This window comes from ANME-2 cluster archaeon, assembly GCA_014237145.1.
Classification (GTDB): domain Archaea; phylum Halobacteriota; class Methanosarcinia; order Methanosarcinales; family Methanocomedenaceae; genus Methanocomedens_A.
This window is the reverse complement of the sequence record JAAXOC010000035.1, coordinates 1-25,580: the sequence shown is the minus strand read 5'-3', so window position 1 is coordinate 25,580 and position 25,580 is coordinate 1. Positions and strand designations below refer to the sequence as shown.

34 protein-coding genes are annotated in these 25,580 nt (G+C 39.8%); 9 read left to right on the top strand and 25 right to left on the bottom strand.

Features of this window, described 5'->3' with window-relative positions; translation table 11 throughout:
- Positions 1-115: 115 nt before the first annotated feature.
- Together HF974_04695 and HF974_04690 are read left to right on the top strand one after the other, a co-directional pair.
- Positions 116-376 (top strand): UPF0175 family protein, encoded by a 261-nt coding sequence (locus tag HF974_04695; protein ID MBC2697639.1) that lies wholly within the window; start codon positions 116-118, stop codon positions 374-376.
- Positions 357-485, top strand: coding sequence for a DUF3368 domain-containing protein (locus tag HF974_04690; GenBank protein MBC2697638.1), 129 nt, complete (start codon positions 357-359; stop codon positions 483-485). Before HF974_04695 ends, HF974_04690 begins: the two co-directional genes overlap by 20 nt.
- Positions 486-699: 214 nt before the next feature.
- Here the strand turns inward: HF974_04690 and HF974_04685 are convergent, their stop codons facing one another.
- The 4 genes from HF974_04685 to tsaA form a co-directional block, all read right to left on the bottom strand.
- A complete protein-coding gene (locus HF974_04685; protein MBC2697637.1) occupies positions 700-1,065 on the bottom strand; it encodes a hypothetical protein in 366 nt (121 codons plus the stop codon).
- Entirely contained in the window at positions 1,052-1,600 is a 549-nt protein-coding gene (locus HF974_04680; protein ID MBC2697636.1) for a SocA family protein, read from the bottom strand. The genes HF974_04685 and HF974_04680 overlap by 14 nt, the downstream gene beginning before the upstream one ends.
- Before the next feature lie 410 nt (positions 1,601-2,010).
- Complete coding sequence (locus tag HF974_04675) at positions 2,011-2,493, bottom strand: ABC transporter ATP-binding protein (GenBank protein ID MBC2697635.1); 483 nt, start codon at positions 2,491-2,493, stop codon at positions 2,011-2,013.
- A 144-nt stretch (positions 2,494-2,637) separates the two neighbouring features.
- The gene (tsaA, locus tag HF974_04670) at positions 2,638-3,141 is read right to left on the bottom strand and encodes a tRNA (N6-threonylcarbamoyladenosine(37)-N6)-methyltransferase TrmO (protein MBC2697634.1); all 504 of its coding nucleotides are present in this window, start codon (positions 3,139-3,141) and stop codon (positions 2,638-2,640) included.
- A gap of 365 nt (positions 3,142-3,506) precedes the next feature.
- On the opposite strand from tsaA, the gene HF974_04665 reads away from it, so the two are divergent.
- Genes HF974_04665 through HF974_04645 form a run of 5 tightly spaced genes read left to right on the top strand, consistent with a single transcriptional unit; the run spans position 3,507 to position 9,420 of the window.
- On the top strand, positions 3,507-4,118 hold the full coding sequence (locus HF974_04665; protein ID MBC2697633.1) for a formylmethanofuran dehydrogenase: 612 nt from the start codon (positions 3,507-3,509) through the stop codon (positions 4,116-4,118).
- Positions 4,119-4,129: 11 nt separating this feature from the next.
- On the top strand, positions 4,130-5,872 hold the full coding sequence (locus HF974_04660) for a peptide-binding protein (protein MBC2697632.1): 1,743 nt from the start codon (positions 4,130-4,132) through the stop codon (positions 5,870-5,872).
- Positions 5,873-5,890: 18 nt separating this feature from the next.
- Entirely contained in the window at positions 5,891-6,865 is a 975-nt protein-coding gene (locus tag HF974_04655) for an ABC transporter permease (protein MBC2697631.1), read from the top strand.
- Positions 6,858-7,709 carry an ABC transporter permease gene (locus HF974_04650; GenBank protein MBC2697630.1) on the top strand — a complete coding sequence of 284 codons (852 nt, stop codon included), beginning with the start codon at positions 6,858-6,860 and terminating at the stop codon, positions 7,707-7,709. The genes HF974_04655 and HF974_04650 overlap by 8 nt, the downstream gene beginning before the upstream one ends.
- The gene (locus HF974_04645) at positions 7,696-9,420 is read left to right on the top strand and encodes an ABC transporter ATP-binding protein (protein MBC2697629.1); all 1,725 of its coding nucleotides are present in this window, start codon (positions 7,696-7,698) and stop codon (positions 9,418-9,420) included. The genes HF974_04650 and HF974_04645 overlap by 14 nt, the downstream gene beginning before the upstream one ends.
- A gap of 175 nt (positions 9,421-9,595) precedes the next feature.
- On the opposite strand, the gene HF974_04640 is transcribed toward HF974_04645, so the two are convergent.
- From HF974_04640 to HF974_04555, 18 genes are all read right to left on the bottom strand, one after another.
- Positions 9,596-10,168, bottom strand: a complete 573-nt coding sequence (locus HF974_04640) for a DUF1847 domain-containing protein (GenBank protein ID MBC2697628.1) — start codon at positions 10,166-10,168, stop codon at positions 9,596-9,598.
- Positions 10,169-10,359: 191 nt separating this feature from the next.
- Positions 10,360-10,755 carry an iron-sulfur cluster assembly scaffold protein gene (locus tag HF974_04635; GenBank protein ID MBC2697627.1) on the bottom strand — a complete coding sequence of 132 codons (396 nt, stop codon included), beginning with the start codon at positions 10,753-10,755 and terminating at the stop codon, positions 10,360-10,362.
- Positions 10,756-10,809: 54 nt separating this feature from the next.
- Complete coding sequence (locus HF974_04630; GenBank protein MBC2697626.1) at positions 10,810-11,670, bottom strand: 4Fe-4S binding protein; 861 nt, start codon at positions 11,668-11,670, stop codon at positions 10,810-10,812.
- A 33-nt stretch (positions 11,671-11,703) separates the two neighbouring features.
- Complete coding sequence (locus HF974_04625) at positions 11,704-12,036, bottom strand: CGGC domain-containing protein (GenBank protein ID MBC2697625.1); 333 nt, start codon at positions 12,034-12,036, stop codon at positions 11,704-11,706.
- Positions 12,037-12,075: 39 nt separating this feature from the next.
- Positions 12,076-12,912, bottom strand: a complete 837-nt coding sequence (locus tag HF974_04620; GenBank protein ID MBC2697624.1) for a 4Fe-4S binding protein — start codon at positions 12,910-12,912, stop codon at positions 12,076-12,078.
- A gap of 69 nt (positions 12,913-12,981) precedes the next feature.
- Positions 12,982-13,923, bottom strand: a complete 942-nt coding sequence (locus HF974_04615) for a radical SAM protein (GenBank protein ID MBC2697623.1) — start codon at positions 13,921-13,923, stop codon at positions 12,982-12,984.
- A gap of 1 nt (position 13,924) precedes the next feature.
- Entirely contained in the window at positions 13,925-14,782 is an 858-nt protein-coding gene (locus tag HF974_04610; protein MBC2697622.1) for a DUF89 family protein, read from the bottom strand.
- A complete protein-coding gene (locus tag HF974_04605; GenBank protein ID MBC2697621.1) occupies positions 14,779-14,967 on the bottom strand; it encodes a hypothetical protein in 189 nt (62 codons plus the stop codon). The genes HF974_04610 and HF974_04605 overlap by 4 nt, the downstream gene beginning before the upstream one ends.
- A gap of 195 nt (positions 14,968-15,162) precedes the next feature.
- The gene (locus tag HF974_04600; GenBank protein ID MBC2697620.1) at positions 15,163-15,813 is read right to left on the bottom strand and encodes an MBL fold metallo-hydrolase; all 651 of its coding nucleotides are present in this window, start codon (positions 15,811-15,813) and stop codon (positions 15,163-15,165) included.
- A 220-nt stretch (positions 15,814-16,033) separates the two neighbouring features.
- On the bottom strand, positions 16,034-17,953 hold the full coding sequence (locus HF974_04595; protein MBC2697619.1) for a 4Fe-4S binding protein: 1,920 nt from the start codon (positions 17,951-17,953) through the stop codon (positions 16,034-16,036).
- Between the two features lie 169 nt (positions 17,954-18,122).
- Positions 18,123-18,446 carry a DUF5320 domain-containing protein gene (locus tag HF974_04590; protein ID MBC2697618.1) on the bottom strand — a complete coding sequence of 108 codons (324 nt, stop codon included), beginning with the start codon at positions 18,444-18,446 and terminating at the stop codon, positions 18,123-18,125.
- Between the two features lie 43 nt (positions 18,447-18,489).
- Positions 18,490-18,852: a dinitrogenase iron-molybdenum cofactor biosynthesis protein gene (locus tag HF974_04585; protein ID MBC2697617.1), complete on the bottom strand. Its 363-nt coding sequence runs from the start codon at positions 18,850-18,852 to the stop codon at positions 18,490-18,492.
- Between the two features lie 23 nt (positions 18,853-18,875).
- Positions 18,876-19,082, bottom strand: coding sequence for a hypothetical protein (locus HF974_04580; GenBank protein ID MBC2697616.1), 207 nt, complete (start codon positions 19,080-19,082; stop codon positions 18,876-18,878).
- 11 nt (positions 19,083-19,093) lie between these two features.
- Positions 19,094-19,597 (bottom strand): dinitrogenase iron-molybdenum cofactor biosynthesis protein, encoded by a 504-nt coding sequence (locus HF974_04575; protein MBC2697615.1) that lies wholly within the window; start codon positions 19,595-19,597, stop codon positions 19,094-19,096.
- A gap of 94 nt (positions 19,598-19,691) precedes the next feature.
- A complete protein-coding gene (locus HF974_04570) occupies positions 19,692-20,513 on the bottom strand; it encodes an Mrp/NBP35 family ATP-binding protein (GenBank protein MBC2697614.1) in 822 nt (273 codons plus the stop codon).
- A 100-nt stretch (positions 20,514-20,613) separates the two neighbouring features.
- Positions 20,614-21,060 carry a metal-dependent transcriptional regulator gene (locus HF974_04565; GenBank protein ID MBC2697613.1) on the bottom strand — a complete coding sequence of 149 codons (447 nt, stop codon included), beginning with the start codon at positions 21,058-21,060 and terminating at the stop codon, positions 20,614-20,616.
- A gap of 49 nt (positions 21,061-21,109) precedes the next feature.
- Positions 21,110-22,837, bottom strand: a complete 1,728-nt coding sequence (locus tag HF974_04560) for a ferrous iron transporter B (GenBank protein ID MBC2697612.1) — start codon at positions 22,835-22,837, stop codon at positions 21,110-21,112.
- Positions 22,837-23,067 carry a ferrous iron transport protein A gene (locus tag HF974_04555; protein MBC2697611.1) on the bottom strand — a complete coding sequence of 77 codons (231 nt, stop codon included), beginning with the start codon at positions 23,065-23,067 and terminating at the stop codon, positions 22,837-22,839. Before HF974_04555 ends, HF974_04560 begins: the two co-directional genes overlap by 1 nt.
- A gap of 281 nt (positions 23,068-23,348) precedes the next feature.
- Between HF974_04555 and HF974_04550 the strand changes: the two genes are divergently transcribed.
- Entirely contained in the window at positions 23,349-23,546 is a 198-nt protein-coding gene (locus HF974_04550) for a 4-oxalocrotonate tautomerase (GenBank protein ID MBC2697610.1), read from the top strand.
- A 71-nt stretch (positions 23,547-23,617) separates the two neighbouring features.
- On the top strand, positions 23,618-23,821 hold the full coding sequence (locus HF974_04545; protein ID MBC2697609.1) for a 4Fe-4S binding protein: 204 nt from the start codon (positions 23,618-23,620) through the stop codon (positions 23,819-23,821).
- A gap of 88 nt (positions 23,822-23,909) precedes the next feature.
- Here the strand turns inward: HF974_04545 and HF974_04540 are convergent, their stop codons facing one another.
- The 3 genes from HF974_04540 to HF974_04530 form a co-directional block, all read right to left on the bottom strand.
- Positions 23,910-24,989, bottom strand: a complete 1,080-nt coding sequence (locus tag HF974_04540; protein MBC2697608.1) for a hypothetical protein — start codon at positions 24,987-24,989, stop codon at positions 23,910-23,912.
- Positions 24,990-24,995: 6 nt separating this feature from the next.
- On the bottom strand, positions 24,996-25,196 hold the full coding sequence (locus tag HF974_04535; GenBank protein MBC2697607.1) for a hypothetical protein: 201 nt from the start codon (positions 25,194-25,196) through the stop codon (positions 24,996-24,998).
- 63 nt (positions 25,197-25,259) lie between these two features.
- Positions 25,260-25,421: a hypothetical protein gene (locus HF974_04530; protein MBC2697606.1), complete on the bottom strand. Its 162-nt coding sequence runs from the start codon at positions 25,419-25,421 to the stop codon at positions 25,260-25,262.
- Between the last annotated feature and the right edge of the window lie 159 nt (positions 25,422-25,580).

Genomic DNA, 25,580 nt, shown 5'->3' with positions numbered 1-25,580 from the left:
TGAAATGATATTGTGACTATTAGAATAAATATTAACGGATGCGAATTTATTATATTTAGGACAACAATATTAAACAGTAATTCATCATAAGATTAACAAGAATAGAGGCTATATAATGGGTACGCTAATATTGGAAATACCAGATGACATTGCAGATGCAATTCGCTTACCTCTTAAGGAAGTGGATCGGGAACTGCACAAAGAACTGGCTTTAGCGTTGTATCAGCGTGGTGTGCTTTCATCTGGTAAAGCATGTTCACTTGCCGGTATGACTCGCTGGGAGTTCGAGGATTTTCTTGCACTGCACAGGGTCCGGCGGCACTACACAGATGAAAATTTGAAAGAAGATATAAATTATGCCCGAAGCCATGTATGAAGGTAAGATTATATCCCTTCGGGAGGAGTTGGATAAACTTCACAACGAGGCAGGATTCTGGATAGATGATGAATTATACCGCCGGGCTTTAACAGTGGCAAAGGAATAATTCTATGTAAAGACTTTTTAATTAATGGACTGTCTCCAAAGGATGCAAAAAATACCCTACCTCGGTAAAATAAAGAAGAGGCCTCCCCTCATCAAACCGTACGTACTGATCATGGATCCCTGATTTCACTAACGCTCAAATCCGGGGCATCAAGAGGCGAATGTGATTGAATAACAAAATACAAGTCTGTTAAAACTAAATTTATTATGATAAGTTAATATTCTTCAAAATATTTTTTTATTCTTTTCACATCGTGATTCATTTTATTGTTTTTATGATAAAACTCAATAAAGATTATTTTATGTTCTTCGTTCATGTGTGCATAAATTATACGAAAACCGCTTTTGGAACCTTTTCCTTTAAAATCTAGAGACCTGAAATGCTTCACTTTATAAATTGGTATTTTAACATTAATTCCAAGATCGCTTATTCTAATAGTCCCACGCATTTCTTGTGGTTGGTTTATTTCTAATGCTTTTTTAAATCTCCCGAAATCTTCTTCAAGGTGTCTATACTTTTTAATTGAACTATTCAACTCTTTTCGGAATTCTGGGGCAGCTTCGAATTTAATCGCTGCCATCTTCATCATCATAGTTCCTTACTGAAAGTTCTGAAGTTCTATAGAATACCATTTCGTAATCTAATTCTTCAAAATCCTCTGCTGCAATGTAAGGAGCATCATGGTGTGATAATTCACTTACTTCTTTTGCACTAAAATGTGAATAAGAATCAATAGTTTTATCAATAAAATCCAATTTGTCTCTACTTAATTTAGATGTATCAGGTTCAGTGGTTGAGAAGTATTTTATTTGCCGGTATGTTCCATAACCATATTCAGTTTCCCGTATCGCCCCTTCCAATTTAAGTTCTAAAACTACTTCATCAAAATCACATGGTGCCGGGCCAAATGGATATTTTAAATAAGTCTCACCAGTCAATTTTTCTTCAAATAACTCATAATAATTAAAATCAGTGAAGTATAAAACCTTAAATAATACTGTTTTACCTACATTATTGATATGTCCAGTATTATGTATTATGTAATGAAGAACGTTTTTGAATTTATCTTTAGGAAATTCTCCAAAAAAATCCGTACAAGAATTTGCATCTTCCATTAATGTACCTCAATAAATGGGATTAATAATAAATCATATAGTTTTATTGTTGTATATACATTTTGCTAATTTTTTTTGAGACTTATGAATGTGAAAATTTAATTGATGCACATGATAGCCGTCTCACAGGCACGGTATGCCCCTGAAAAATTGTAACGAGGCCTGTGTAGCGCGTATTTAGAATCATTTTCGATCTTGTCCGTCAATGCATATCTCAACATTTTAACAGCCATATCTTACACATAACAAAGATTAGAAGTAATAACAGGTATAATTTAGTAAAGTATACTGCCAACGACTGTGCCCTTACAACCTTCCTGCTCCGAAGCATGCCAACCAGAAGCCTAGCGTTTTTTCACTAGATGGAGCGCGAGAGGTCACAACCAACACAATATTGTGGAGATTCCTTTTCACACTTCAGTACCCTTTGACGCATCGATCAAAAGTTTCGTATAAAAATGCTGCGGATTCGAAATAACCCTGTCTGCCGGACCGTTCTCTACGATCATGCCATTATGTAAAACTGCGATCCGGTCACTAACCTTGCGTGCAACGCCGATGTCATGCATAACAAATAACATAGAAATGCCACGCTCATTCTGGAGTTCAAGCAAAAGTTTCAATATCTTTGCCTGGACACTCGGATCAAGGAAAGACGTGGACTCATCTGCAATAAGCAGTCCAGGCTCAAGTATAAGTGCACGCGCTATAGCCACACGCTGCAATTCACCGCCGCTCAGTTCATGCGGATATTTTTGTATAAAATAATCTTCATCAGGCAACTGCACTTCATTCAAAGCATCCTTGATCTGCTCTGCCGAACTATCATCAAATAATCCATGTATCCGCAGAGATTCGGTAATCGCTTCAAAAACAGTAAACCTGTGGCTGATCGAGTCCTTAGGGGACTTATGTCAAGTCAACATCAAAGTGTCTGATTATAGGGTGTATTGATAGCGTATTTGGATACATTATAGGGTTGACTTGACACTAGTAAATTATACCAGCAGTACTATACACTTTAAGCGATGTCTTTATTAATGTGAATGGTGGTGGTGGTGGCCCTCTTTTAAATGTTTTCCAACCCATTCAGGCAAACTTGCTTCAGGGTAGCTATCAAAATATGGAATATAGGGTTTTATATCCAATACCGGAGTCTTATCCAGTGCATCCAGTCCTTTTACTATAATCCTTCCGCTATCATAAGAGATGTCTTCTATTTCAACTGCAGATAGACCTATCGGATTAGGCCGAACAGGCATCCTGGTAGCAAATACTTTAACATGATCGGGCTTATGATGGTGCTCTGGCATCTTCCACTCACCTGATTTGTGAACCCAGAAAAGAACGAATATATGAGAATAACCATCCATCCCTGATATTCCCTCTGCATGTTCGGGATATAGCACTATTGTAGAAGTATGCTTATTCCCGCCTTCATTTCCATGGGGATGGGGTAATTCATCAAAGTTCTGATATTCTGATTCAATATAGCCTATCGGATTTACCGAAAAAGTCTCACTGGAAGTTTCCGTATTCATTTATTTCACCTTCTCCATTTTACAAAATTTTTTTATTATAGTTTATACCTAAAAAGTAATAAAAATATACAAAAAGATATTACTTTTTATGTGCAATTTCAACGTAACTACTTATATTATATGAATATTTCGATTTGTAGTGACCATTACATTATTTATTGGTAAATTCAAATTAACCGCGGATGAACGCTGATAAACGCAGATAAACGTGGATTAGCTATCTGAATATCTGCGTTTATTTACATTTATCTGTGGTTTTCTATTATTCACCACATTAATTGAACCTGTCTCCTTATTACACATACTATTATTAATTCATACTAATTAACACAAATCTTAAATATTATCAAATTAGAAAGTTGAATATGAATTATACCGAAACTGAATCCATAGTTAAAAAAGCTATACAGTTCCATGGACACCAGTGTCCAGGACTTGCAATTGGAATACAGGTATCCAAAACCGTACTACAGGAACTTGGGAAACCAGCCAGGGATGAAGAGATGGTTGCGATCGTTGAAAATAATTCATGTGGTCTTGATGCCATTCAGTTACTTACAGGCTGCACATTCGGAAAAGGAAATTTGATATTCAAAGATTTTGGTAAATATGTTTATACTTTCATGAACCGTGAAAATCAAAAAGCACTGCGTATCTCTATAAACAAAGATGCCATCCGGATGGATAAGGAACATCTTGAACTTTTTGCAAAGATCAAGGAAAAGTCAGCTAGTCCGGAAGAACAAGAGGAATTTAAAAAGCTGCATATTAAAAAAAGCAATGAGATACTTAAAATTCCACAGGACGATCTGATGGTAATAAGAAATATTGATTTTTCGCCGCCGCCTATGGCAAGTCTTCATGAATCCGTAGAATGTTCCATATGCGGCGAATCAGTAATGGAAACAAAGGTCAGACTTCTGAATGGTAATCCTCATTGCATCCCGTGTTTTCGAAGGGAGTATAATAAATTGTAGGAGTTAATATAATGGAAAAAAAAGAGATAGTTATTATATTAATAATTATTGCTATGTGCTTAATTACACCTGTAATAAATGCCGAATCTACAATAAATGACAATACTAAGAATCAACTTAGAATAGCTGATAAAACAGGTGACTGGGGATATCCGAATCCTTATCTGGCATATGCAAGAGGACCTGGATATATGCGTATGCATTTTATCTTTGATACACTTGTATGGAAGAATGAAACTACACAGTACATTCCCCTGCTTGCAGAAAAATGGGAATATCTAAGCGATGAGGATGCTTATGTTTTTCATCTTAACAAGAACGCAAAATGGCATGATATGGAGCCATTAACTGCCGAAGACGTTGTTTTTACCATAGAATACATGAAAGAACATCCTTATGGATGGGTCATTCTGGACAGTGTAGATAGAGGAGAAGTACTTGATGAGCATACAGTAAAGATCCACATGAGCAGTCCGTATGCACCATTTATGGAGGATATAGGCGGTTCAATGCCAATTCTTCCTGAACATATATGGAAGGATGTCGAAAATCCCATGGACTTCACAGATGAGACTGCATTCATCGGATCAGGACCCTATACATATGTTGATTTCAGCAAAGAGCACGGCACCTATCAATATGAGGCATTCGGGGAATATTATCTCGGGAAGCCCATTATTGACAAACTGATATATGTGAAAACAGGTGACCCTCAAATGACCCTGCAGCGCGGCGAGGCTGATTTCACCTCTATTAAGTCTGATTTTGTAGAACAAATAAAAGAGGATGGATTTGTTGTGATCAAAGGTCCGCATTACTGGAATAAAAAATTAATGATAAACCATAATATTGAACCGCTTGATAATATTATATTCAGACAGGCACTGGCCCATGCCATCAATCAGGACGAATTTGTAGATAAATCACTCCGAGGACATGGAAAACCTGCCAGTTACGGACTGATCTCATCTGAAAGTGTATGGATAAGCCCGAATGTGCCTGACTACCCTTATGATCCTGACAAAGCAATTGAATTGATCACCTCACTCGGATATGAACTAAAGGACGGTGTTTTCACAAAGAATGGCAAGACTTTGGAACTCCAGATACTGGTCTCCATGATCAGTACCGGAGGAGAGGGGACACCTGACCGTGACGGTGAGATCATAATGAACCAGCTTGAAAAGGTAGGAATAAAGGTAGACCTGACATCACTTGATACCAAGATAGTTGATACAAAAGTGATAAACTGGGACTTTGATCTGGCGATCTCAGGTCATGGGGCCATTGGCGGTGATCCAAAGATACTGCATGAGAAAACACTTCAAGTACCTGGTGTCAAACCAAATCCAAATTGTGCACGATATAACAAGAGTGAAGAGTTGAACAAGTTGCTCGATGATGTTATGCACGAAATGGATCCCGAAAAGAGAAAAGAAGCAGTATTTGAGGCCCAGAATGTTTATGCCAGGGAACTTCCTGCAATTTCAATATATTATCCTACCTGGTATAATGCATATGATCCGGATACAGGAGTTGAGTGGTTCGAAACGATCGGAGGAGTTTCTAAAGGAATTCCGATACCACAGAATAAACTTGCACTTATAGGATCGTCGGCTGCCAAAGAAGGAAAAGAAATAACAGATGTAACCTCAATACCAGTTGAAAATGAAACACAAGGTTCTCCGCTAATGCCATTTTTGGCTGTAATTGCACTCCTGTTAGCATTCATGGCAATACGAATAAAGCGCTAATGAAGGAAAAAACAACAAATGAAATCAAAAAAGAAGACAAAAGTAATCACAGTTTATCTGGTGACTATTTTTATCCTTCTTTTGTTAACTTTCTTCCTGCCGCGACTGCTGCCAGGGGATGTGATCATTGCCATGTATGGCGGTCAGGAGATGCTGATCACCGATGAACTGTACAATGAATTGATTGCACTTCATGGACTTGATAAACCTCTCATTGAGCAGTTCTTAATATATATTACACAGCTTGCACATGGTGATCTTGGATATTCATACATATATCATGCATCCATAACTGATCTTATTTTAGATGCCCTTCCATGGACACTGCTACTTGTCGTGGGTTCTCTCACTCTATCATCTATTGCCGGGATCATACTCGGTGTAGAGAGTTCCTGGAGGCGCGGCGGCAGGTTTGATAGATCACTGCTTATGTTCATGCTATTGATAGATGGCATCCCAGCTCTTGCACTTGGCATCATGTCTCTTACAATATTCAGTTTATATTGTGGATGGTTTCCTACATCAGGTGCAGTGACACCATACTCAAATGCAGTAGGGATCACTTATATAATAGATATACTCTGGCACCTGACACTGCCCCTTGCAGCACTTACGTTATCCCAGATACCTGGTGATTATCTTATGATCAGAAACAGTATGTTGCTTATAATTAGGGAACCTTTTGTGCTTACTGCTTATGCAAAAGGTATTAAAGAGCGCAGAATAAAATATTTACATGCTGCAAGAAATGCTATTTTACCCTTTTTCACGCGTATTGGCATTAGAGTAGTATGCATTATTACCGGTGTCCTTTTTATCGAAACGATATTTGCATATCCCGGACTCGGGCTTCTTACATATGAAGCGATATCAAATCGTGATCTACCGCTGATGCAAGGGATTTTTACAATATCAGTACTTCTGGTGCTTGTAATTAATATTCTCATAGATATATCATACAAGAAGATCGATCCGAGGGTTGAATATGCATAATAGGTTTTCAGAGCAATTCAAACAGAATAAGATCGGCATGACCGGGCTTATCATCTATTTATTCATTTCAATATTAGCGATCTTTGCCCCGTTTATTGCACCTTATGACCCATGGGATTATTCTTTTGAATGTTTACAACCCCCATCAATAGATCATCTGCTCGGAACTAATGATATTGGTTATGATATATTCAGTGAACTGTTGTGGTCACTGCGAACATCAATTTTCTTTGGTTTGTCAGTTGGAGCTATTGCAAGTACTATCGGACTTATAATTGGGATTTCTGCTGCCATGATCAGTGGACTGTATGATGTCATAGTTATGAGAATTGCAGATGCACTGTTTGCAATCCCTACGATCATGGTGTTAATACTAATGGCAGCATATTTCAAGCCATCCACTACTATATTAATTATCGCACTCTCGCTTATTATCTGGCAGACCACAGCAAGAGGAGCCCGGGCTCAGACCCTCTCACTCAAATCAAAACTCCATATAAAAACTGCCAGGAATATGGGTGGATCTACTTTTTATATCATGTACAGACATATCATACCAGAACTTTTTCCACTGTATGCAATGGGTTTTGTTACAAAGGTACGGATGGCTGTATTCATGGAAGCCGGGCTTTCATTTCTTGGAATATTCGATCCTACTTCGAAAAGTCTTGGGATCATGATGAGCTATGCAATGCGTTATCTTTATCTGGATGTCTGGTATAACTGGCTGCTTCCTGCTGTTCTCTCACTCTCAATACTGATCATTTCACTTGCACTGATATCGTATGCAATAGAGGAAATATTAGATCCAAGGCTCAGGAGGGATAATATTGCTAAAAATTAAGAACCTGAATGTACAATACCGAATATCAGGTACATCTAATGACAGTATTACTGCACTGGACAATATATGCCTGAATGTAAATAAAGGGGAATGTGTTTCCATAATTGGAGAATCCGGATCAGGCAAATCCACACTTGCACTTGCATCTATGAAATTACTTTCATCTAATACCACCATGACCGGAAATATACTGTTAGATGATATTGACATCTTAAGTCTGGGCGATAAGGAGATGGAAAATATAAGGTGGAACAAGATCTCATTAGTATTCCAGAACTATGGTGATGTATTAAATCCGGTCCACAAGATTATCGATCAGATTGCTGAACCTCTGATAAAGAACGGGATATCTCATGCAGTTGCACTGGATAAGTCTTTGGAAATGTTGAAGTATTTGAAAATAAAACCCGGTCGGCATACTCTATTTCCTCATCAGATCAGTGCTGGTGAGAGGCAGCGGGTTCTAATAGCAATGGCACTGATCACTGATCCGGACATCCTTGTAATGGACGAACCGGTTGCATCAGTGGATGCATTAACAAAATTATACCTTATCGAAGTAATAAAACAACAGGTTAAGGCGCAAAAAGCAGTGCTGTTGATCACTCATGATCTTTCTTTTGCAACTCTGTGCTCAGATCGTATCGAAGTACTCTATTCAGGCAATATTATTGAGTCTCTTCCATCCGGGGAACTGCTGGATTCCCCGCAGCACCCGTATACCCGCGCGCTTGTACGATCATTTCCATTGATGGAGCGTACGAAAGAGCTTGCAGGTGTAAGGGGAACACCACCATCTCAATTACTGAAAAATGAACGGCAGGGCTGTATCTTTGCGCCAAGATGTACACAATCTATTGAAGTATGTTCGAAAAAGCGGCCAATAGCAAAGCCAAGAGGTCTCAATGGCAATAGTGAGTATAATATTGTATGCCACCGCGGAGGTATAGCAACTATGATATCTGTGGACAACATAGACAAATCATATAAAGATATTACAGTTCTTAAAGATATTTCCCTTACACTTGATGAGGGAGAGATAATTGCAATCGTGGGAGAAACTGGTTCAGGAAAAACCACACTTGCATATGTTATCGCAGGTACGATCAAACAGGATAGCGGAGAGATCTTATTTAGAGAAAAGAAGATTGAAGAAATAGATAGAAAAGAATTTTCAAAGAAAGTTGGAATAATTTACCAATCTCCGAGGGATTCAATCAGCCATAGATTCACGGTATTTGAAGCGATCGCAGAACCTTTAAAAATACATGGATTATTTAATGGTGGATCTGCAGATAAGATTAAAAATGTGTTAAAAGAAGTGCAATTACCGTTTGAAGATTATTTTTTACAAAAATATCCACATGAATTGAGTGGAGGGGAACTGCAGCGTGTAGCTATAGCAAGGTCATTGATCCTGGAACCTGATCTGCTCATTGCAGATGAATCCACTTCTTTCCTTGATCCAAGTGTTCAGGCAAAAATATTGAAATTATTGCTGGATCTGCAGAATGAGCACGGCATTTCCATGTTATTTATAACTCATGATATAGGAGTTGCACGCAAGGTGAGTGATCGGATTGTGGTATTATATGATGGCAGGATTGTGGAAAATGCGCCGTCACATCATATAATTGAGAATCCTCAGCATGAGTATACGAAAACTTTGATCGATGCAGTACGTGGTAGAAAGAATATCCGGGAGATGTAATTTGGATTAGAGGAAATATGTGTAACAAATCCATCTGGTGGTGACACAAATAGCAATTATTATGAAATATCTATTCTACCCATGTCTGTGCAGTGGTCCGCTATAGAGTTGAGAAGATCACGTTGTAATTTATAATGGTATTTGGATCATGTGGCTAACCGGGATGTTCCAAATCCTAATCTTTGGCATTGAACCTGTGTTTAAGATAATAATTGGAATATATCGCACCGGGGGGATTATGTGCCAGTACCCTATCCTTTACTGCCAGTGTGGTTACAGGTGCCTGCGAGTGACTGGTAAAGAGAATATCATGGCCAATGCACAATCCAAGAATGATATTCAGGTCAGTCTTCTCGTTATTTAATACCAGTGCCTGACCCACAGGATTGCACACAGCTTCAAAACCACCATTATGCAGTTTCTCCAGACCATAACTGTCCTTATCAATTCCACATACCTTACAGCAGACAGAGAATACATTGAAATCCTGTGCTAAGATCTCATGTATGACCTTTGCCTCTTTTTCCAGACCTATGCAAAATGCAATGCCCAGTTTTTCATACCCCATTCCCCCGGCATACAGAATGAGTTCTTCCAGCCTCGTTTTTTCCATATAGTACCTGGATTCTATCTGTGCCGAGATCTTCATTGATTCGAGGTCCCTGCCAGTATATTCAACATCTGCCTTAATTGTCGAACAATCCTTTCCCCCGCTACATTTTTTCTGTTCACATAACGCACATTGCATCTGACAATCTCCGTTTATATTGGTATATACATTTTAACTTGAACCCAATCCAAGCTTAACTTGAACCTAATCCAAGCTTAACTTGGGCCGAATCCAAGTGACTTTTTATTTCTATTCTGCCACAGAGCACACAGAGAGCACAGAGTATTTCGCCCCTGTGTCGTCCTCTGTGCCCTCTGTGGCTAAATTATTCATAACATTTGCAGCGCTTTTTCCAGTGTAATAATAGCAAGATGTGCACAATGCAGGTTTTCTTCAGGTAGACCTTGGAGAGCAGTAACCAGGTCATCATCTGTGATTGCCTCTGCCTCTTCAACAGATCTTCCTTTGACCATAGATGTAAGCATGCTCACGCAAGCGATCGTTGCTCCACATCCATCTGTCATAAATGATATATCTTCAATTATATCATGGTCAATGTTCAGATATATCTCCATGGTATCCCCACACCAGCCAGTTAATCTTGCAAAAGCATCTGGTTGTACAATTTTGCCGATATTTTTCGGATTATTATATTCCTTAATAACCCTTTCTGAGAAAACCATCCGCTCCTGCTCATATACCTCATTTTGAATTTTTTCGATCATCTTATCAAAATCAGATTTATTGTTTGGATCTGTCACTTCAGTTTCACCTTGCGTTCATTTCAGTTTTCCCTTGATATTTTCCCAGATTTTTTTAATATTATTAGAAAACTCACTCTCAGAGAACTCAATTACAGTCATCTCATTGATCATGGCCATAGTCGGTGTTTCATCATATGGTATCTGGCCCACAACATCAAGTCCATTTTCGGCGCAGTATTTTTCGATGACCTTTGTATTACCGGGATTAATATCGAATTTATTTATGCAAACCACTGCCGGTATATTGAAATGCCCGGCCACTCCCAGTATTCTTTCCATGTCATGAATACCTGATAATGTAGGCTCTGTTACGATCAATACAAGGTCAACACCTGAAATAGCAGCAATAACAGGGCAGCCGATGCCGGGAGGGCCGTCTATGATAATTAGATCCTTGTTATATTTGTCAGCCAGTATCCGGGCATTATTCCTGACAAGGGAAATCAATTTTCCAGTGGCTTCCTCAGCAGTATTAAGCTCTGCATGCGACATAGGTCCGAACCGGGTTTCAGAAAGATAAGCAAAACCGGATTTTCTGTCAACCAGGTGTATTGCATCGGCAGGACACACATATTCACAGACACCGCATCCCTCGCATCTCTCGTCAATTAATTTTAGATCTTCATCAATAGCATCAAACCTGCAATATTCCCTGCATTTTCCGCATTCTGTACATTTTTCCTCATCTTTTGAAGCGATTTTTAATCCTGAAAATTCAACTGTCTCTTTAATCTCAGGTTTGAGGATGAGATGCAGATCCGGAGCGTCCACGTCACAGTCAGCCAGTACGGCATTTTCAGCCAGGGAGGCAAAAGCTGCAGTGATTGTGGTTTTTCCGGTACCACCCTTTCCACTTATAATGGTGAACTGTTTCATGTCTTTACCTTGCTTATTCATAGGAAATGAGCATCAATGTGTTCCCATGATGACTCTGACACCGAATTTGTCCCTGATCGCATCTGCCAGTTCTTCAGCATACGGACATTTGGGTGGATTGGGAATTGGTTTTATCAAACACGTGCACATAAAGATTACTTCAGCACCTCTATTTACCATTTCCTGTACCTGTCTTATTGCATCTCTGCCAGGACATCCTCCACATGTTATCATGCCGATGATGTCGATATCATCACTCTTGAATTCTTCAAATGTCCCGGTCTTGGTCTTTATCACTTTAAAACACGCCGTACCCGGACATGACCTTGCAGCCATTTCACATCTTACCAATCCGATTTTAGTCATTTTATATTCACTTCTTGCATTTTATTTAAAAGCGTGTTGCTATTGTACATTTTCCGATTCTATCTTATCGAACAACTGAACAAACTTCTCCTTCCATTCCGGCATTTCCAGGACAAAGGGTTTACCGTTTGAATAGAGCCTTGCAATATCTTCACTTTGTGGAATCTTCATAAGGATAGGAATATTTTGTTCCATGCAGAATTTTTCAACCCTGTCATCACCGATACCATCCCGGTTTATAACCACTCCAAAGGGAATATTTAAGTGCTTCACTACTTCAACTGCAAGTTTCAGATCATAGAGTCCAAAGGGCGTGGGTTCTGTAACAAGCAGACAAAAATCACTGCCCCTTATGGTTTCAACAGCAGGGCAGGAAGCACCAGGTGATGAATCCAGGATTGCATTTTTTCCTTTTGAGATCCTTTTTTTCAAGGTTTTAATTACCGGAGTCGCCATAGGTTCCCCGATATTTAACACTCCATGATAAAATTCAATTCCACTTGAAGTACCTCCCTCGATTATGCCAATAATACGCTTTTCCTCTGAAATGGCTCCTTTGGGACACACCAATGCACAACCTCCGCAACCATGGCATAACTCTGGGAATAAAAGAACTTTAGAAGGCAGTACACCAATGGCATTGTACTGGCAAAATTTTGAACATTTCCCGCAGAAGTCGCACTTTTCTTCATCGATCACAGGAACTGACAGATATACATCTTCAACCTTTTCCAGATCAATATCCAGGAATAGGTGGGAATCAGGTTCTTCCACATCACAATCCAACAACGCTACATTGTCAATGCTGAGTCCCAGGTTCGTTGCTATCGTAGTTTTACCGGTTCCACCTTTGCCGCTTGCAACTGATATTATTATTTTAATCACCTCAAATCCTTTTGCTAAGTTTTTCTATAGTATACTAATTTATAAAATTATGTACTCAAGTCAATCCGACCGAAGTGAGGATTTTCTTGTAAAATTTGCTGGCAAAAGATAAGATATATTTTGATATTCTACACGTACCAGATTTCCATCTGACAGCATAGTATCAATACTCTCTGCTCCGAGAAATCTCCCTTCAATATCTCTTGCCTGTTCTTCCCTTAACGGATGACGGGAGCATATTTCTATAATTGTAGTTCTGAGATCAGGGAAATTATCAAGACCAAATTCACCTGACTCGTAATCAGTAAGGTCCAGTGTTGCATTTAAAATCTCATGTGCCCGGATAATCCTTTCGGGTTCGGGCGGCCTGACTCCAGGTTTTGCAGGCGGCCGGATGGGAACTGAAATGTAGATACGGTCAGGTTTTACCTGCTCAATGGCATCTTTTATTTCCAGCAGGGATCCATCTGAATCATTCACACCCTTAACCAGCATGACCTCAAGCCATATCTTACCCGGATACTCCTTCCTGAAATCAACCTGGCCCTGAAGCATTTCTTCAAATCCAATGCTGCCATGAGGTCTGTTAAGTGTTCTATAAACCCCCTCACTTCCGGCATCAAGTGTGGGAAGCACCACATCGCTGCTTTTCAGGTCCTGCCTTACATCCTCCATAAAGAAGAGAGAACCGTTCGTGATCACAGCCACAGGTATCTGCCATTGTTGTTTGCACGATTTGATCAACCAGCCAAGGTCCTTACATAAAGTAGGTTCACCATCTCCAACAAATGTAATGTAATCGACATTTGCAGGATTCATTACTTTTTCAATGTCAGATAGTATATCTTCTTTAGGATAGAAACTTTCACGCTTCACCTGAAGCTTACCTGTTTGGCCCAATTGACAGTAGATGCAGTTGTATGAACAGGTTTTATGTGGGATGGGGCTCACTCCCAATGAGCGCCCCAGCCTTCTGGAAGGAACAGGACCATAAGCATACATATTATCCCGAACCTCTTTTTAAAATAATATCTCCTTGTTTTGCTCCCAGTTCCTTTGCGATCATCGGACATTTTGCCAGGAGCATAAAGAATATCTTTTTGTTATCAGGAAGAGCTTCGAAGTTCCTCTGTCCTTTACTTATTATCATGTTACTTTTTGTAATAATTTCCGGGAATGTTTTACTTGAATGATCTACCCTGTTTTCATCCACTTCAATATTCATGATCTCTACACCCTCCATTTTGTCAATTCCCACATATACAGCATCCTGCATGGTGGTATCATTGATGAAGGGTGTAACTTTTACACCACAAAAAATTTTCCGGAAATTATATTCACTCATAATTGTCTCAAGCAGTATCTTGTCAAATACAATTTCACCTGCATTGTCTGTTAAATATACAAGATTTTCAGATTCTTCTAGATTATTTACGAATTCTGTAAAGTGGTCTATCCTGAATTTCTTTTCCAGTACACGTGAAATGGTTTTATTAATATCAAAATTTGGTCCCACTCCATAATCTATCACATTTCCTGCGATAGCCAGTCTCACAGCTGTTAAAAGCGGTGTAGCGGATCGGTCCACAATTTTTTTCAATTCCGGATACATTCCCAGTGCAATATCGTTGCATTCCTTTTTTATAGTCTTGTAAGGATCATCTTCCTTGCTTTCTTTTCTTATAATATTGTACATAACATCCGCAATATCAGGTGGATGGGTGTTCCAGTTCATCCTTAATATATTGACCATTACCGATCTCAATATTTTCTCTTGCTCTTTCACATCATCAGTAACCAACCTTACAGAATCAAGTGCCTGTCTCTGGATGCAAAATATACAATCAAGACGGGTCTTCATTGCATTAAACTCCTTATTTTCACTGCATTATAGTCAAAAACCAAACCATTGAGACTATCTTTGCGGACTTCGCGCTCTTTGCGGTGACTAAAATTATACACTGCAAAATACGCAAAGAGCGCAGAGTAAAATAAAGACTCTCTGCGAACCTCTTCGTTCTCTGCGGTTAATCTTTTTTTTGTCATAGTCCATTTATCCAGAATAAATTTTAAAAGTCATCAAATATGTATCCAGTTCAAATCAGAGGGCAAAAATAATAGCCACAGAGAACAAAGAGGATTTTTTCTCTGTGTCCTCTGTGTCCTCTGTGCTCTCTGTGGCAGATAAATATAAACAATGATTTATGCACATTTTATCACCCTACTTTTTGAAAGGGACACCTAAATCTCAATGATCTGTCCTGCTTTACATTCCATATACCGGTCCGGAAATAACTTTTTAATCTCACTTTTATAGCGGGTACAATGACAGGGGATTATCATCGAAATATCTCTCAGACACTCGAAATTATTAAATTTATGAAAGCCTCCTATCACTCCATACGGCTCTCCTAAACCTGCAGCCGCATCAATAAAATTTTCCAGACCCGGATGAGCACAGCCTGTAATTACCACAATACCCTGGTCCATTTTCAACAATAAGGCCTGTTCTTTTATTTTGTCCCCCATTTCGCCAGTAGTATACACATCAGGAGCGACATTTTCCAGTCCTGTTGTTTCTATCACATCTGCCTTTTGTGATATCTCATTCTTCAATTGCCTGGAAAACGAATTTGGGACATATACTTTAACATCCGGGTGCAGTATGTGGGTTAAGCCCCCCATATGATCCCAGTGGTCATGTGAAATGATAATTGTATCGATATCCTCTTTAGTAACCCCAAATCTTTCCATGTTGTAAAGTAGAATATTTCCATCCCAGCCGGTATCGAACATGATCTTTCTTTTTCCTGTTTCGACCAGACAGGAAAAACCCCATCCATTGACAAAACCATCTTCCGATTCGTTGTCATATAGTATTTTCAATCTCATATTCATAGTTCTCTTTAATATTGTGTGAGTAACATCACTATTCAAGATATATTATTAAACATGGAATCGCATTGCCTGAATTAATGGACAGGATTAACTGGATTTACAGGATATGAAAGTAGCTCGCATCATCCTGTAAAAATAAATTGAACAGGGATCTATTTGCCCTTCCGGTCAATACCCATAAAGGGAGGAAAAAACCTCCCAAACTATGGACATTTCACTCGCTAAGAACTTCTCTCACAAACTGTCCTTCACCGACCAGTTCAATGATATTTCCAAGACGCTCTTTTCCAGGCTTTGTTCTGTATTTAACAAATGTGGAGGCAATCTTATTGATCAATGGCGGAATTTCCTCCTTTGTGCAGAATTCCTTCAAAAGGATACCGTTAGTTGGTTTTCTTGCATCATTACCTCCGATAAAGACCGAATAGCCGAGTTTATCTTCCACTGCAGCTTCATGCGGGCATCCCCGCACACACCATCCGCAATTGCCGCACAGGTCTCTGTCGATCACAGCCTTTCCGCCTGAGATCGAAAGCGCATTGAACTTGCACAATTCAATACATCTTCCGCATCCGTTACATTTCTCAGTATCGATCTTTGGCTGCTTTTGCCCCATTATACCTATATCATGACGGTGAGCTCTTACACAGTTGTTGGCACATCCTGCTATAGCGATCTTCATCTTGTGTGGTGTGAGTTTCTGTGCAAACATAGGTGTCAGTTCATTTGCAAAATCCTTAGTTTCAACAAGTCCTTCCGGACAATATGCATTACCCGGACAGGCAGAAACATAACCCATGCCGATCGTCATGAGTCCGTTTCCATATACATCTGCCATTATGTCATCAATATCTTCGTTTTTGACACCCTGGATCTCAATACTCTTACGATTTGTAAGCTCAAGTTTACCATCACCATACTTGTTTGACAGTTCTGCAACCTTTCCAAGATAAGCGTTATCCACGAGACCGGATTGTGTTTTGATCTTCACAAAGTTGGTACCCTTTACCTCAGTTCTTACACCCGGATAGTCACGCACCCAGTAACCTTTGACTGATCTTCCGTCTTCAAGACGCTTCTTAAGTTCCGCTTTGAACCTGCGCATCTTAAGGCCTGCGAACTCTTCTATCAAACTGACATCCACTTCATCAGAGGTTTCAATATAACCTGCCTCTGCGGCCGCATTAAGCAATTCCATGCCTTTGGCATTTCGTGCCATCAATGTTGTCCAGCCTTTAGAAGACCCCATATATCCTGCTGAGATATCGGCAACCTTGGCGACCGCGTCCCTGCATATGCGGCATCCATCTGATACACATCCTGCGAGATCTTTAAGAGAAAATTCAGTGTCACCTTCATCTGTAAACACGATCATCTCATCAAGGTGTATTTCCAGTTTCCTGACTTTGTCCAGGTCAATACCGGCATTTGTCAGGTAAGCAGACAGTTTCTCATTATTAAAGTTCTCCATACAGAACAAACCAATAGTGTATGCGATGTTTGGTATCTTTACCTTTTCTCCGTCTTTCCCAACTTCAATTGGATGAACATTCAATCCGCCAAAGAACTGGGTTCTTCTTGTTCCATAGGTGTGGCATGGAAGTCCTACCATTGCAACGTTTTTGAGAGCGTCAGTTGTTTCCTTAAGTGCAGCCATCACAGGAACTGTGGAATACTTTGCACCTGCAGCATCCAAAAGAGCGTCCTTGCTTGTTATAATGTGTGAACTTGGTTTTGCGATCCCTGCAGTAGTTACTGCCCCATCGATCAATCCGTTGTCAAAGCAGTATGTCAAAAGTGCTGTCACAGCACCACCGTCCTGGCCTTTTTCACGGATTGCGGAATCTGTTGCTCTTGCTGCAACTATCTTTTCGTACTGTCCAATAAGTGATGGAGGTTTTGCCATGAAGTTGAATACGTTCATGGATAAGCGTGATGCATCTGTCATAACCCGCTGACATACATCCTTGCATGCACCTTCTCCGTTTCTGTAGCATTCCTCTTTCAACTTCGGACCGTTCTCATCGAACTCAATTATATCATATGGACACACTGCAGCACACGCACCGCAATATGTACACATGCCTGTATCTACTATCGCATCTTTTAAAAACCATTTAAATTCTTCTGCCATTTCTTTCATCTCCTAAAATTACATATTTTGATATATATTTCTTATCCTGATAATTACTTTACGATTGGACATATTATTTACTTTATGTTACATAAATAATAACTGCAACCAGACTTATTTTGATAAATATATTTCATATTGGTTCAAATAAAAAAATAGATTGGGGATTTTATTCCCCAATCTCTTGAATCCTTTTCTTTATCTCTTTCAATTCATTTTCCAGGTATTCTGCCTCGTTTGTCAGTTCAACAAGCTCTTGTTCTTTTGGAATTGCCTGAACAACTGGTGGTGGGTAACTATAGGCACCGCGCTGCCAACCAGTCAAACCTGTCGCATAGTACAAATTACGGCGACCCCGGCCTCCAGCGCGATAAAAACCCCTGCCTTGAATGGGATTCATATATCCCGGGTCCGGATATCGTGCACAATAACCTGCTGCTCTGCCTGTCCTCGGACCAAAACCTAAAGGTCCTGTTCCATCTCCTCCTGGCATTTATTTCACCTCCCTTTCAAGTGTTTCGATTCGCTTTTTGATCTTATTCATGCCTGTGCTCACGGCAGGCATTCTCATCAGTAGCTTCACTTAACAGTCCCTTCTGCCATGCAGTTATTGCATCCTGGACTGTTCCTGAAGCACCTACAAATACATCGATCCCATATTCTTCAAACATATTTACTGCCCTTGGTCCAAGTCCGGAACAGAGCATAATATGGGTACCTGTTGGTGCTATATACTCAGGGGGAACCCCGGTACCTCCCATATGTTCACTTATATTCGGAATCACTTCAATTGCATTTGTTTCAATATCAACTATAGTATAAGTGGGTGCCCTGCCAAAATGCTGGGCCACCATATCATCTAAACCGCCATCTTCCATTGTTGGTACGCATACTTTCATTATTTATTCTCCTTAATACTAAATTACATTCCTACCATATTAGTTCCGCATTTCGGACATGCCTGATTGGCACACGGCTGTCCGGGCTGGTGTGGGCTGGTGTATCCGCAACCTGGACATTTGCACTCCTTCGGAGGCCCCATGTGCTGCCGTCCTCCACCTCTGCCCATACCGCTTCCTCTTCCGCTGCCCGTACCACTACCACTACCTCTTCCCTGACCTGCTGGCATTTATTTACCTCCTATTTTTTCATATCTTCAAGTTTTTTCTTAATTTGGGTCAATTGTAACTTGGATTGTTCCAGTTCATCTTCCAGCATTGAGATTTTCTGTTCTTTTGTCATTGATGCCTGGCCCGGTACTTCCTGTCCGGAACCTGCACCAGACATTCCGGCATGAGAACTAACTGTCGCACCCGCCGCTGACTGTAAACTACCGCTTTTATACAGTTCTAATGCATGTCTGACAGTTCCACTGGCACCTGCCATTGTTTCAATCCCGGCGGCTGAGAGTACCTCAAAAGCATTAGGTCCCACATTCCCGGTTATCACTGCATTGATCCCAACATTAACAATGGTTTGCGCAGCCTGTATCCCGGCCCCGCCGGAAGCCATTGCACTCTCATTTAGCATAGCTTCAAAATCCATTGTATCCGGGTCCACGATCAAGAAATACTGGCATCTTCCAAATCGGGGGTCCATCTGGCTGTCTAAATTATCTCCTGTTGATGTAATAGCTATTTTCATACTTACTCCTATTATTTATTTGTTTATTCACAGTCAATTTTTATATCTATTAAATGCCAACATCTGAAATATTCTGGCATCCACATTCTTGATTTCAATTTACAAAGTCCTCTATTTTTGCAACAATCTCCTTGAAAGAATCAGTTGATTCGGATTTATCACCAGATGCAACAAACGGGGTCCCATTATCACAGTCCTCAACAATTTTTTGATCTATAGGAATTCTACCCAAGAACGGTACACTTAACTCACTGGCTGCATTTTCTCCACCGCCAACTTTAAAGAGGTCTATAGATTCACCGCAATGAGGACAGGTGAAACCACTCATATTTTCAATGATTCCTATTATTGGTACTTTGAGTGTCTTTGCAAAGTTTACAGCCTTTTTTGAATCAAGAAGAGCAATATCCTGGGGCGTGGTGATTATCACAGTCCCATTGATATCCGGAATTAACTGGGCAATACTTAACGGTTCATCACCTGTACCTGGCGGCAGGTCAATAATCAGGTAATCCAGATTGCCCCAATGAACTTCTTCCAGGAACTGCCTGATCGCTCCCATCTTTACAGGCCCTCTCCATATTACTGGTGTATCTGTGTCAGTTAGAAATAATCCCATTGACATAACCTTTAAGTGTGGAGTAACCTCGACTGGAAAAATACCTTCAGTGTCTCCTTTAACCTCTCCAGTTTCAATATTCAACATTTTAAGAGTACTGGGGCCGTGTAGATCAGCATCTAATAAGCCAACATCTGCACCTCGATTTGAGAGGTCGTATGCCAAATTTACAGCTACCGTGCTTTTTCCAACACCGCCTTTTCCACTCATTACCATAATTTTGTGCTTGATCTTCTGGAGTTTTTCAGTTATCTTATGGTTGTCATCGATTGGTTTTTTATTTTTTACTTGATCCATATTTTTCACACTCGATATCGGTTATGAGGGTTATTAGATTTTATCCCGAATATATTCGGCATCCAACTACGATAATAGTATTGCAGTACCGATTTACTTTTCATTTTAAATTACACTTTTTTCTTTTACCAGTTCTATCAAAATATTCAAAATGTTTTAACCATATAGGTTCACATGGTGCTTTCTGTATAAATTCTATGAATTTACTCAACTGCTTTATTGTTTTACCAGCCACATGATGCTCGATCTGGCAGGCATCAACCTCAGCAGTTTCATTATCAATACCAATGATCTCAAAGAATTCTACTAATGTCTTATGACTTTGCATCAATTCCTGTGCCATTTTCATTCCTGATGGGGTGAGCTTTGCGCCTCGATACGGTTCATAAATCACAAGTTCCATATCATGTAGCTTTTGTAACATCTCGGTAACACTTGGAGGTTTGATATTGAGTATTGATGCAATATCAGTTGTATGAGCACGTCCTGATCTCATCTCAAGTGTATAGATGACCTCAACATATTCTTCAAATGTTTTAAAGGCCAATTACCCGATCCTCCATTGAACTTTGTTCTGGCATAACATTTTTCATGGTTTAGAACCCCAGTAATATCAACCGCATAATTCCGCCTACTATCAAAGCAGCAGCTATCATCAGTAAAACTGACTTTGCCATATCCCGTATACCCAGTTCACGCACGAGTACTGCAAATGTGGCAACGCACGGAAAATAAATTGTAAGGACAGTTGCTGCGATCACCAGCTGGAATGGATTCATTCCAAGCGGCAGCAGCATACCAATGGCCATATCCTTTCTTAAAAAGCCAATAAGCAAAGCTGCTGCAGCTTCCTTTGGCAGACCCCATATGCCGCTTATTACAGGTGAAAAAAACGTACCCAGGGTTTCAATAATGCCTACAGCATATAATATATTGATAAATAGAACTCCAAGGAAAACGAAGGGTATTGCTTCTGTAAGGAAAATCCTTACACGCATCCATGTCTTTTTTAGCAGGGCTTTACCATAGGGTCTGCGGTAAGGTGGGATCTCAAGAAATAGTTCAGGACTCTCACCTGCTATATATCTGTTTAAAAGTAAGCCGCTTGATACATAAGTTGCAATGAGGGCAATAAAGACCATCAGTACATATTCAATCCCATAACTGCCTAAAATGCCGAATATCATTGCTATCTGTGCCATGCACGGAATAGAAATTGCCATCAATGTGGCCGATATGAACCGCTGTTTTCTCGTTTCAAGTATCCTGGTGGATAAAGCACCGGGCACGTTGCACCCCAAACCCAGGAATACAGATACGATCCCGCAACCGTGAAGTCCGAATTTGTGGAATATAGTGTCTGCAAGTACAGATAAGCGAGGTAAGTAGCCCGTATCCTCAAGAATTGATAAGCCGAAATAGAATGCCAGGATATACGGAAGTACCATCCCGAAAGGCACAAAAATGCCGGTGGTCAGAAGTCCCATTGACTGTACGTAGTCGATATTCCCTTCGATCAACCTCCCGATAATTATGTCATGGAATATACCGGGACCGATGGCACTGCTTATTTCCATCGCAACTGGCGTGTACAGGTCAAATAACGGCTCAAGTACATAGCCAATGAGACCCTCGCCAATAAACCTGATAAAGGAAAATGTCAGAAGGATCACACCCAGTCCAATCGGAAGTCCGGTTGTTGGTTTTACTGTAGCATCCGATATTTTTTCCCAGATCGTATGGTGCCTGTGCTCAATCCTTTGTACTTTTTTGATTATCTCTCCAATATGTATCCATTTTTCAGCATCACTTTGTGATACGTCTGTGGGAATATGTGTCTCCTTCAGGCGTGATAGCAGTTTTTTTATGCCTTCACCAGTTAATGCAACAATGGGCACAACAGGCACGCCCAATAGTTTTTCAAGTTCATCCGGATTTATAGTTATTCCATTATGTTTTGCTTCATCCCACATGTTAAGAGCAACTACGACCGGAGTATTGCCCTGTAATAATTCAAGTGTAAGGAATAGGTTTCTTTCCAGATTTGTGGAGTCAATAACATTTATTATTAGATCCCCTTCATCCAACATCTTGACTGCAACTTCTTCTGCTGCGTTTATCGGCTCCAGGGAGTATGTGCCGGGAACGTCAATAAGTTCTTCTTTGCTGCCCTCTATTCGCATTAATCCCTTTGTGAATTCGATAGTACTTCCGGGATAATTGGAAGCTATCACATTTGCTCCTGTTAATCGGGAAAAAACCACACTTTTTCCGACGTTGGGATTTCCCATTAGCAGGATTTTCTTTACTTTTTGTATATCCATTACCCCACCGCTACTATGATCCTTGAGGCCATTCCCCTGCCAATTGCGGTATTTCTTTTATCTATACTGATGACAATAGGTCCACCAACGGGCTGTCTTGCTATTACCTCAACAATCTTCCCTTCAAGTATTCCTCTTGATCGTACATTTTTCTGGAAGCCGAATCCACCTTCGAGTCTTAATATCCTTGCTTTCTGTTTCGGCTGTAAATTTGTGAGTGTTAGTTCCAAACATATCATCTCTATGTTGTATCTTTAGGTAGTCCTAAATATAATACACTACCATTAAGCTTTTGCCGGATATATCCGGGATTGAATAAAATAAAATTATTCCGTCTTTAAAATCCAATCCCTGTATATCAATTGAGACGAATTATCGAAAGATATTTTAGGTATTCAAAACGATTCAAGACTATTGCGAGAATAGATATTATGCTACTTGGCATATATAATCAGGAACTATAGATAATAGCCATATACCAAACCCCAACTAAAAATCGAGGTGTAGATCAATGCCCGTAATCACAATAGACGGACCCCATATGTCAAAAGAACAAAAGAAAGACCTGGTAGAATCTTTCACCCGCGAAGCTGCCAGGGTCACAGGCATCCCCACCCAGGCCTTCATCATCCTCATCAACGAGAACAAACCTGACAATGTGGGCGTGGGCGGTGAACTGCTGTCCGGGCGGATGGCAAAAAAGCAGTAAAATAAATTTGGAAAACCTTTTTATTATTACGATCAATAGAGTGCAATAAGAACATTTGTGAGGATATCCAAATGGCAAACCAGGATAATAAATTGGTATGGAAAGAAGAAGGTTGTGCCGGGTGTGGCACATGTGAGAGGAGCTGTCCCCATGAACCCAGGGCCATTGCCGTAAACGAAGGCAGGGTTGTGATAGACTACGACCTGTGCGATGCCTGCGGTGTTTGCGTCAAGGAATGCCCGGTCAAAGCACTGAGCTTTGAAGTACTGGCATAAAGGCAGATACAGGGGCATAATGCTCGGCCATCCATTCATGGAAATCAACATCCTATATTCTTGCAGTGTGCTCCCTTTATTATTCCGTCTACTCATTCATCTTTTTCTCTAAATTCTCTAATCGTTCACTAATGATATCGTTTTCGTCATCGCACTGTTCAAGACCCCACAAATAAATTTCCTTTGCCTTTTTGTAATTCGGGAAATCTTTATCAATAAATTTAGTCCAATTGTACATATCACCCCATCCAACATATCCCCAAATGCTATCAGGATATTTATTTATCAAATCTTCAAATAGTTTATCTGCGGTTTCGAAATCTCTTAATTCGACATACGACTCCGCTTCTGCCCGGAGCGTACTTAGTATGATTGAATCATCTGTTTCAGGAAATGATCGACAGAATTCATTGCAATATTCGATCCTTTTTTTGAAATATGTTTTATCTTCCAATCCTGCATTAAATAACTCCATCTTAAAATCCTGAGACCAGTTATAAATAGACTGTGTCAATGGCTCGGGCATAAATTGGTCGGCTTCTTCAACGGAGTCAACGTAAGTAGGAACAATAGCCAATATAGTCTTCCATGTCTTCCACCATTTTTCCATACACTCATTTAATTTATTACTCTTTAGAGCATCATAGCCTTCTTGCATCTCATCGTCGATCATTTCAATATTGACCTGATCAGGTAAAATCCGTTTCCACAACTCGTATATTGCCAGCAAAATGAAGTCCTCATCCCAACCCTCGGCATGATAATCTTGTGTGAAATAATAATCTTTTCCCAATTGTATCGAAGATATGTAATTTCCAGCTTGCCTTTCAAAGTCATCAACTGAAAATTTGACATTCAGTGAATGCAATTTATCTATAATTTCTTCCGTACTCATTTTTCTGATCTTTTTAAAATCCCATGAATGTAACATGGATTCTTTTACTTTTTCCTTGTCAATTGGATAACCTTGTTTTTTCAATACATCCTCGAACTTTTTAGGATTATCCTTGAATTCTTGACCAAATCTCATAAGAGTAAGACGACTGATGAAAGGTCTCACTCTGGATGAGCTTCGATGGACTGTTTTATCTTTTTTCAAACAACAGTTTTTGTATTTTTTCCCAGAACCGCAAGGACAGGGATCGTTTCTCTTGATTTTTCTATACATATTAATTCACCGCTCAAACTTATCTAATATCAACTCAATCGGATTAGTTCCTTTCAGGCTACACACCTGCATTTGATAGACTTCAAAACGGCCATCATTTTCCATCTGTATACCAATCTCCCGGTATGTAAAATTTGGAATAATATTCAAATCCTGGACCACTTTGTCGACTACATCTCCCAGCATACCTACCTTTTCTATTTTCAAAATCTGATGTATCATTTCAATGCATGAGTTGATCATTTCTATTTTGGTCATATCGGGTCTAATTCAATTGAGGTTATGTATGGGAACCGAGTCAAGAGATTTTACAAAATTTTTTATATTCTTTCCGCCATCCAGTATCTGGTAGTTTTTTTGATAGCAACAATGTTTGAATTTCTTTCCCGAACCACATGGACATGGTTCATTTATACTGATTTCTTGAGACATTTTTATTCTATCTCCATCATTTCTTCTAGATAATTAAGTGGTAAGGACACACTGCTTTTTATATTTTCCGCGTTTGGTAATTGAAACGTAACGTAAAGTGAAGATTCCCGTTGAAAATTGACCCCTTTTTCCCACCAATTTTGACCCCCCCCTTACATG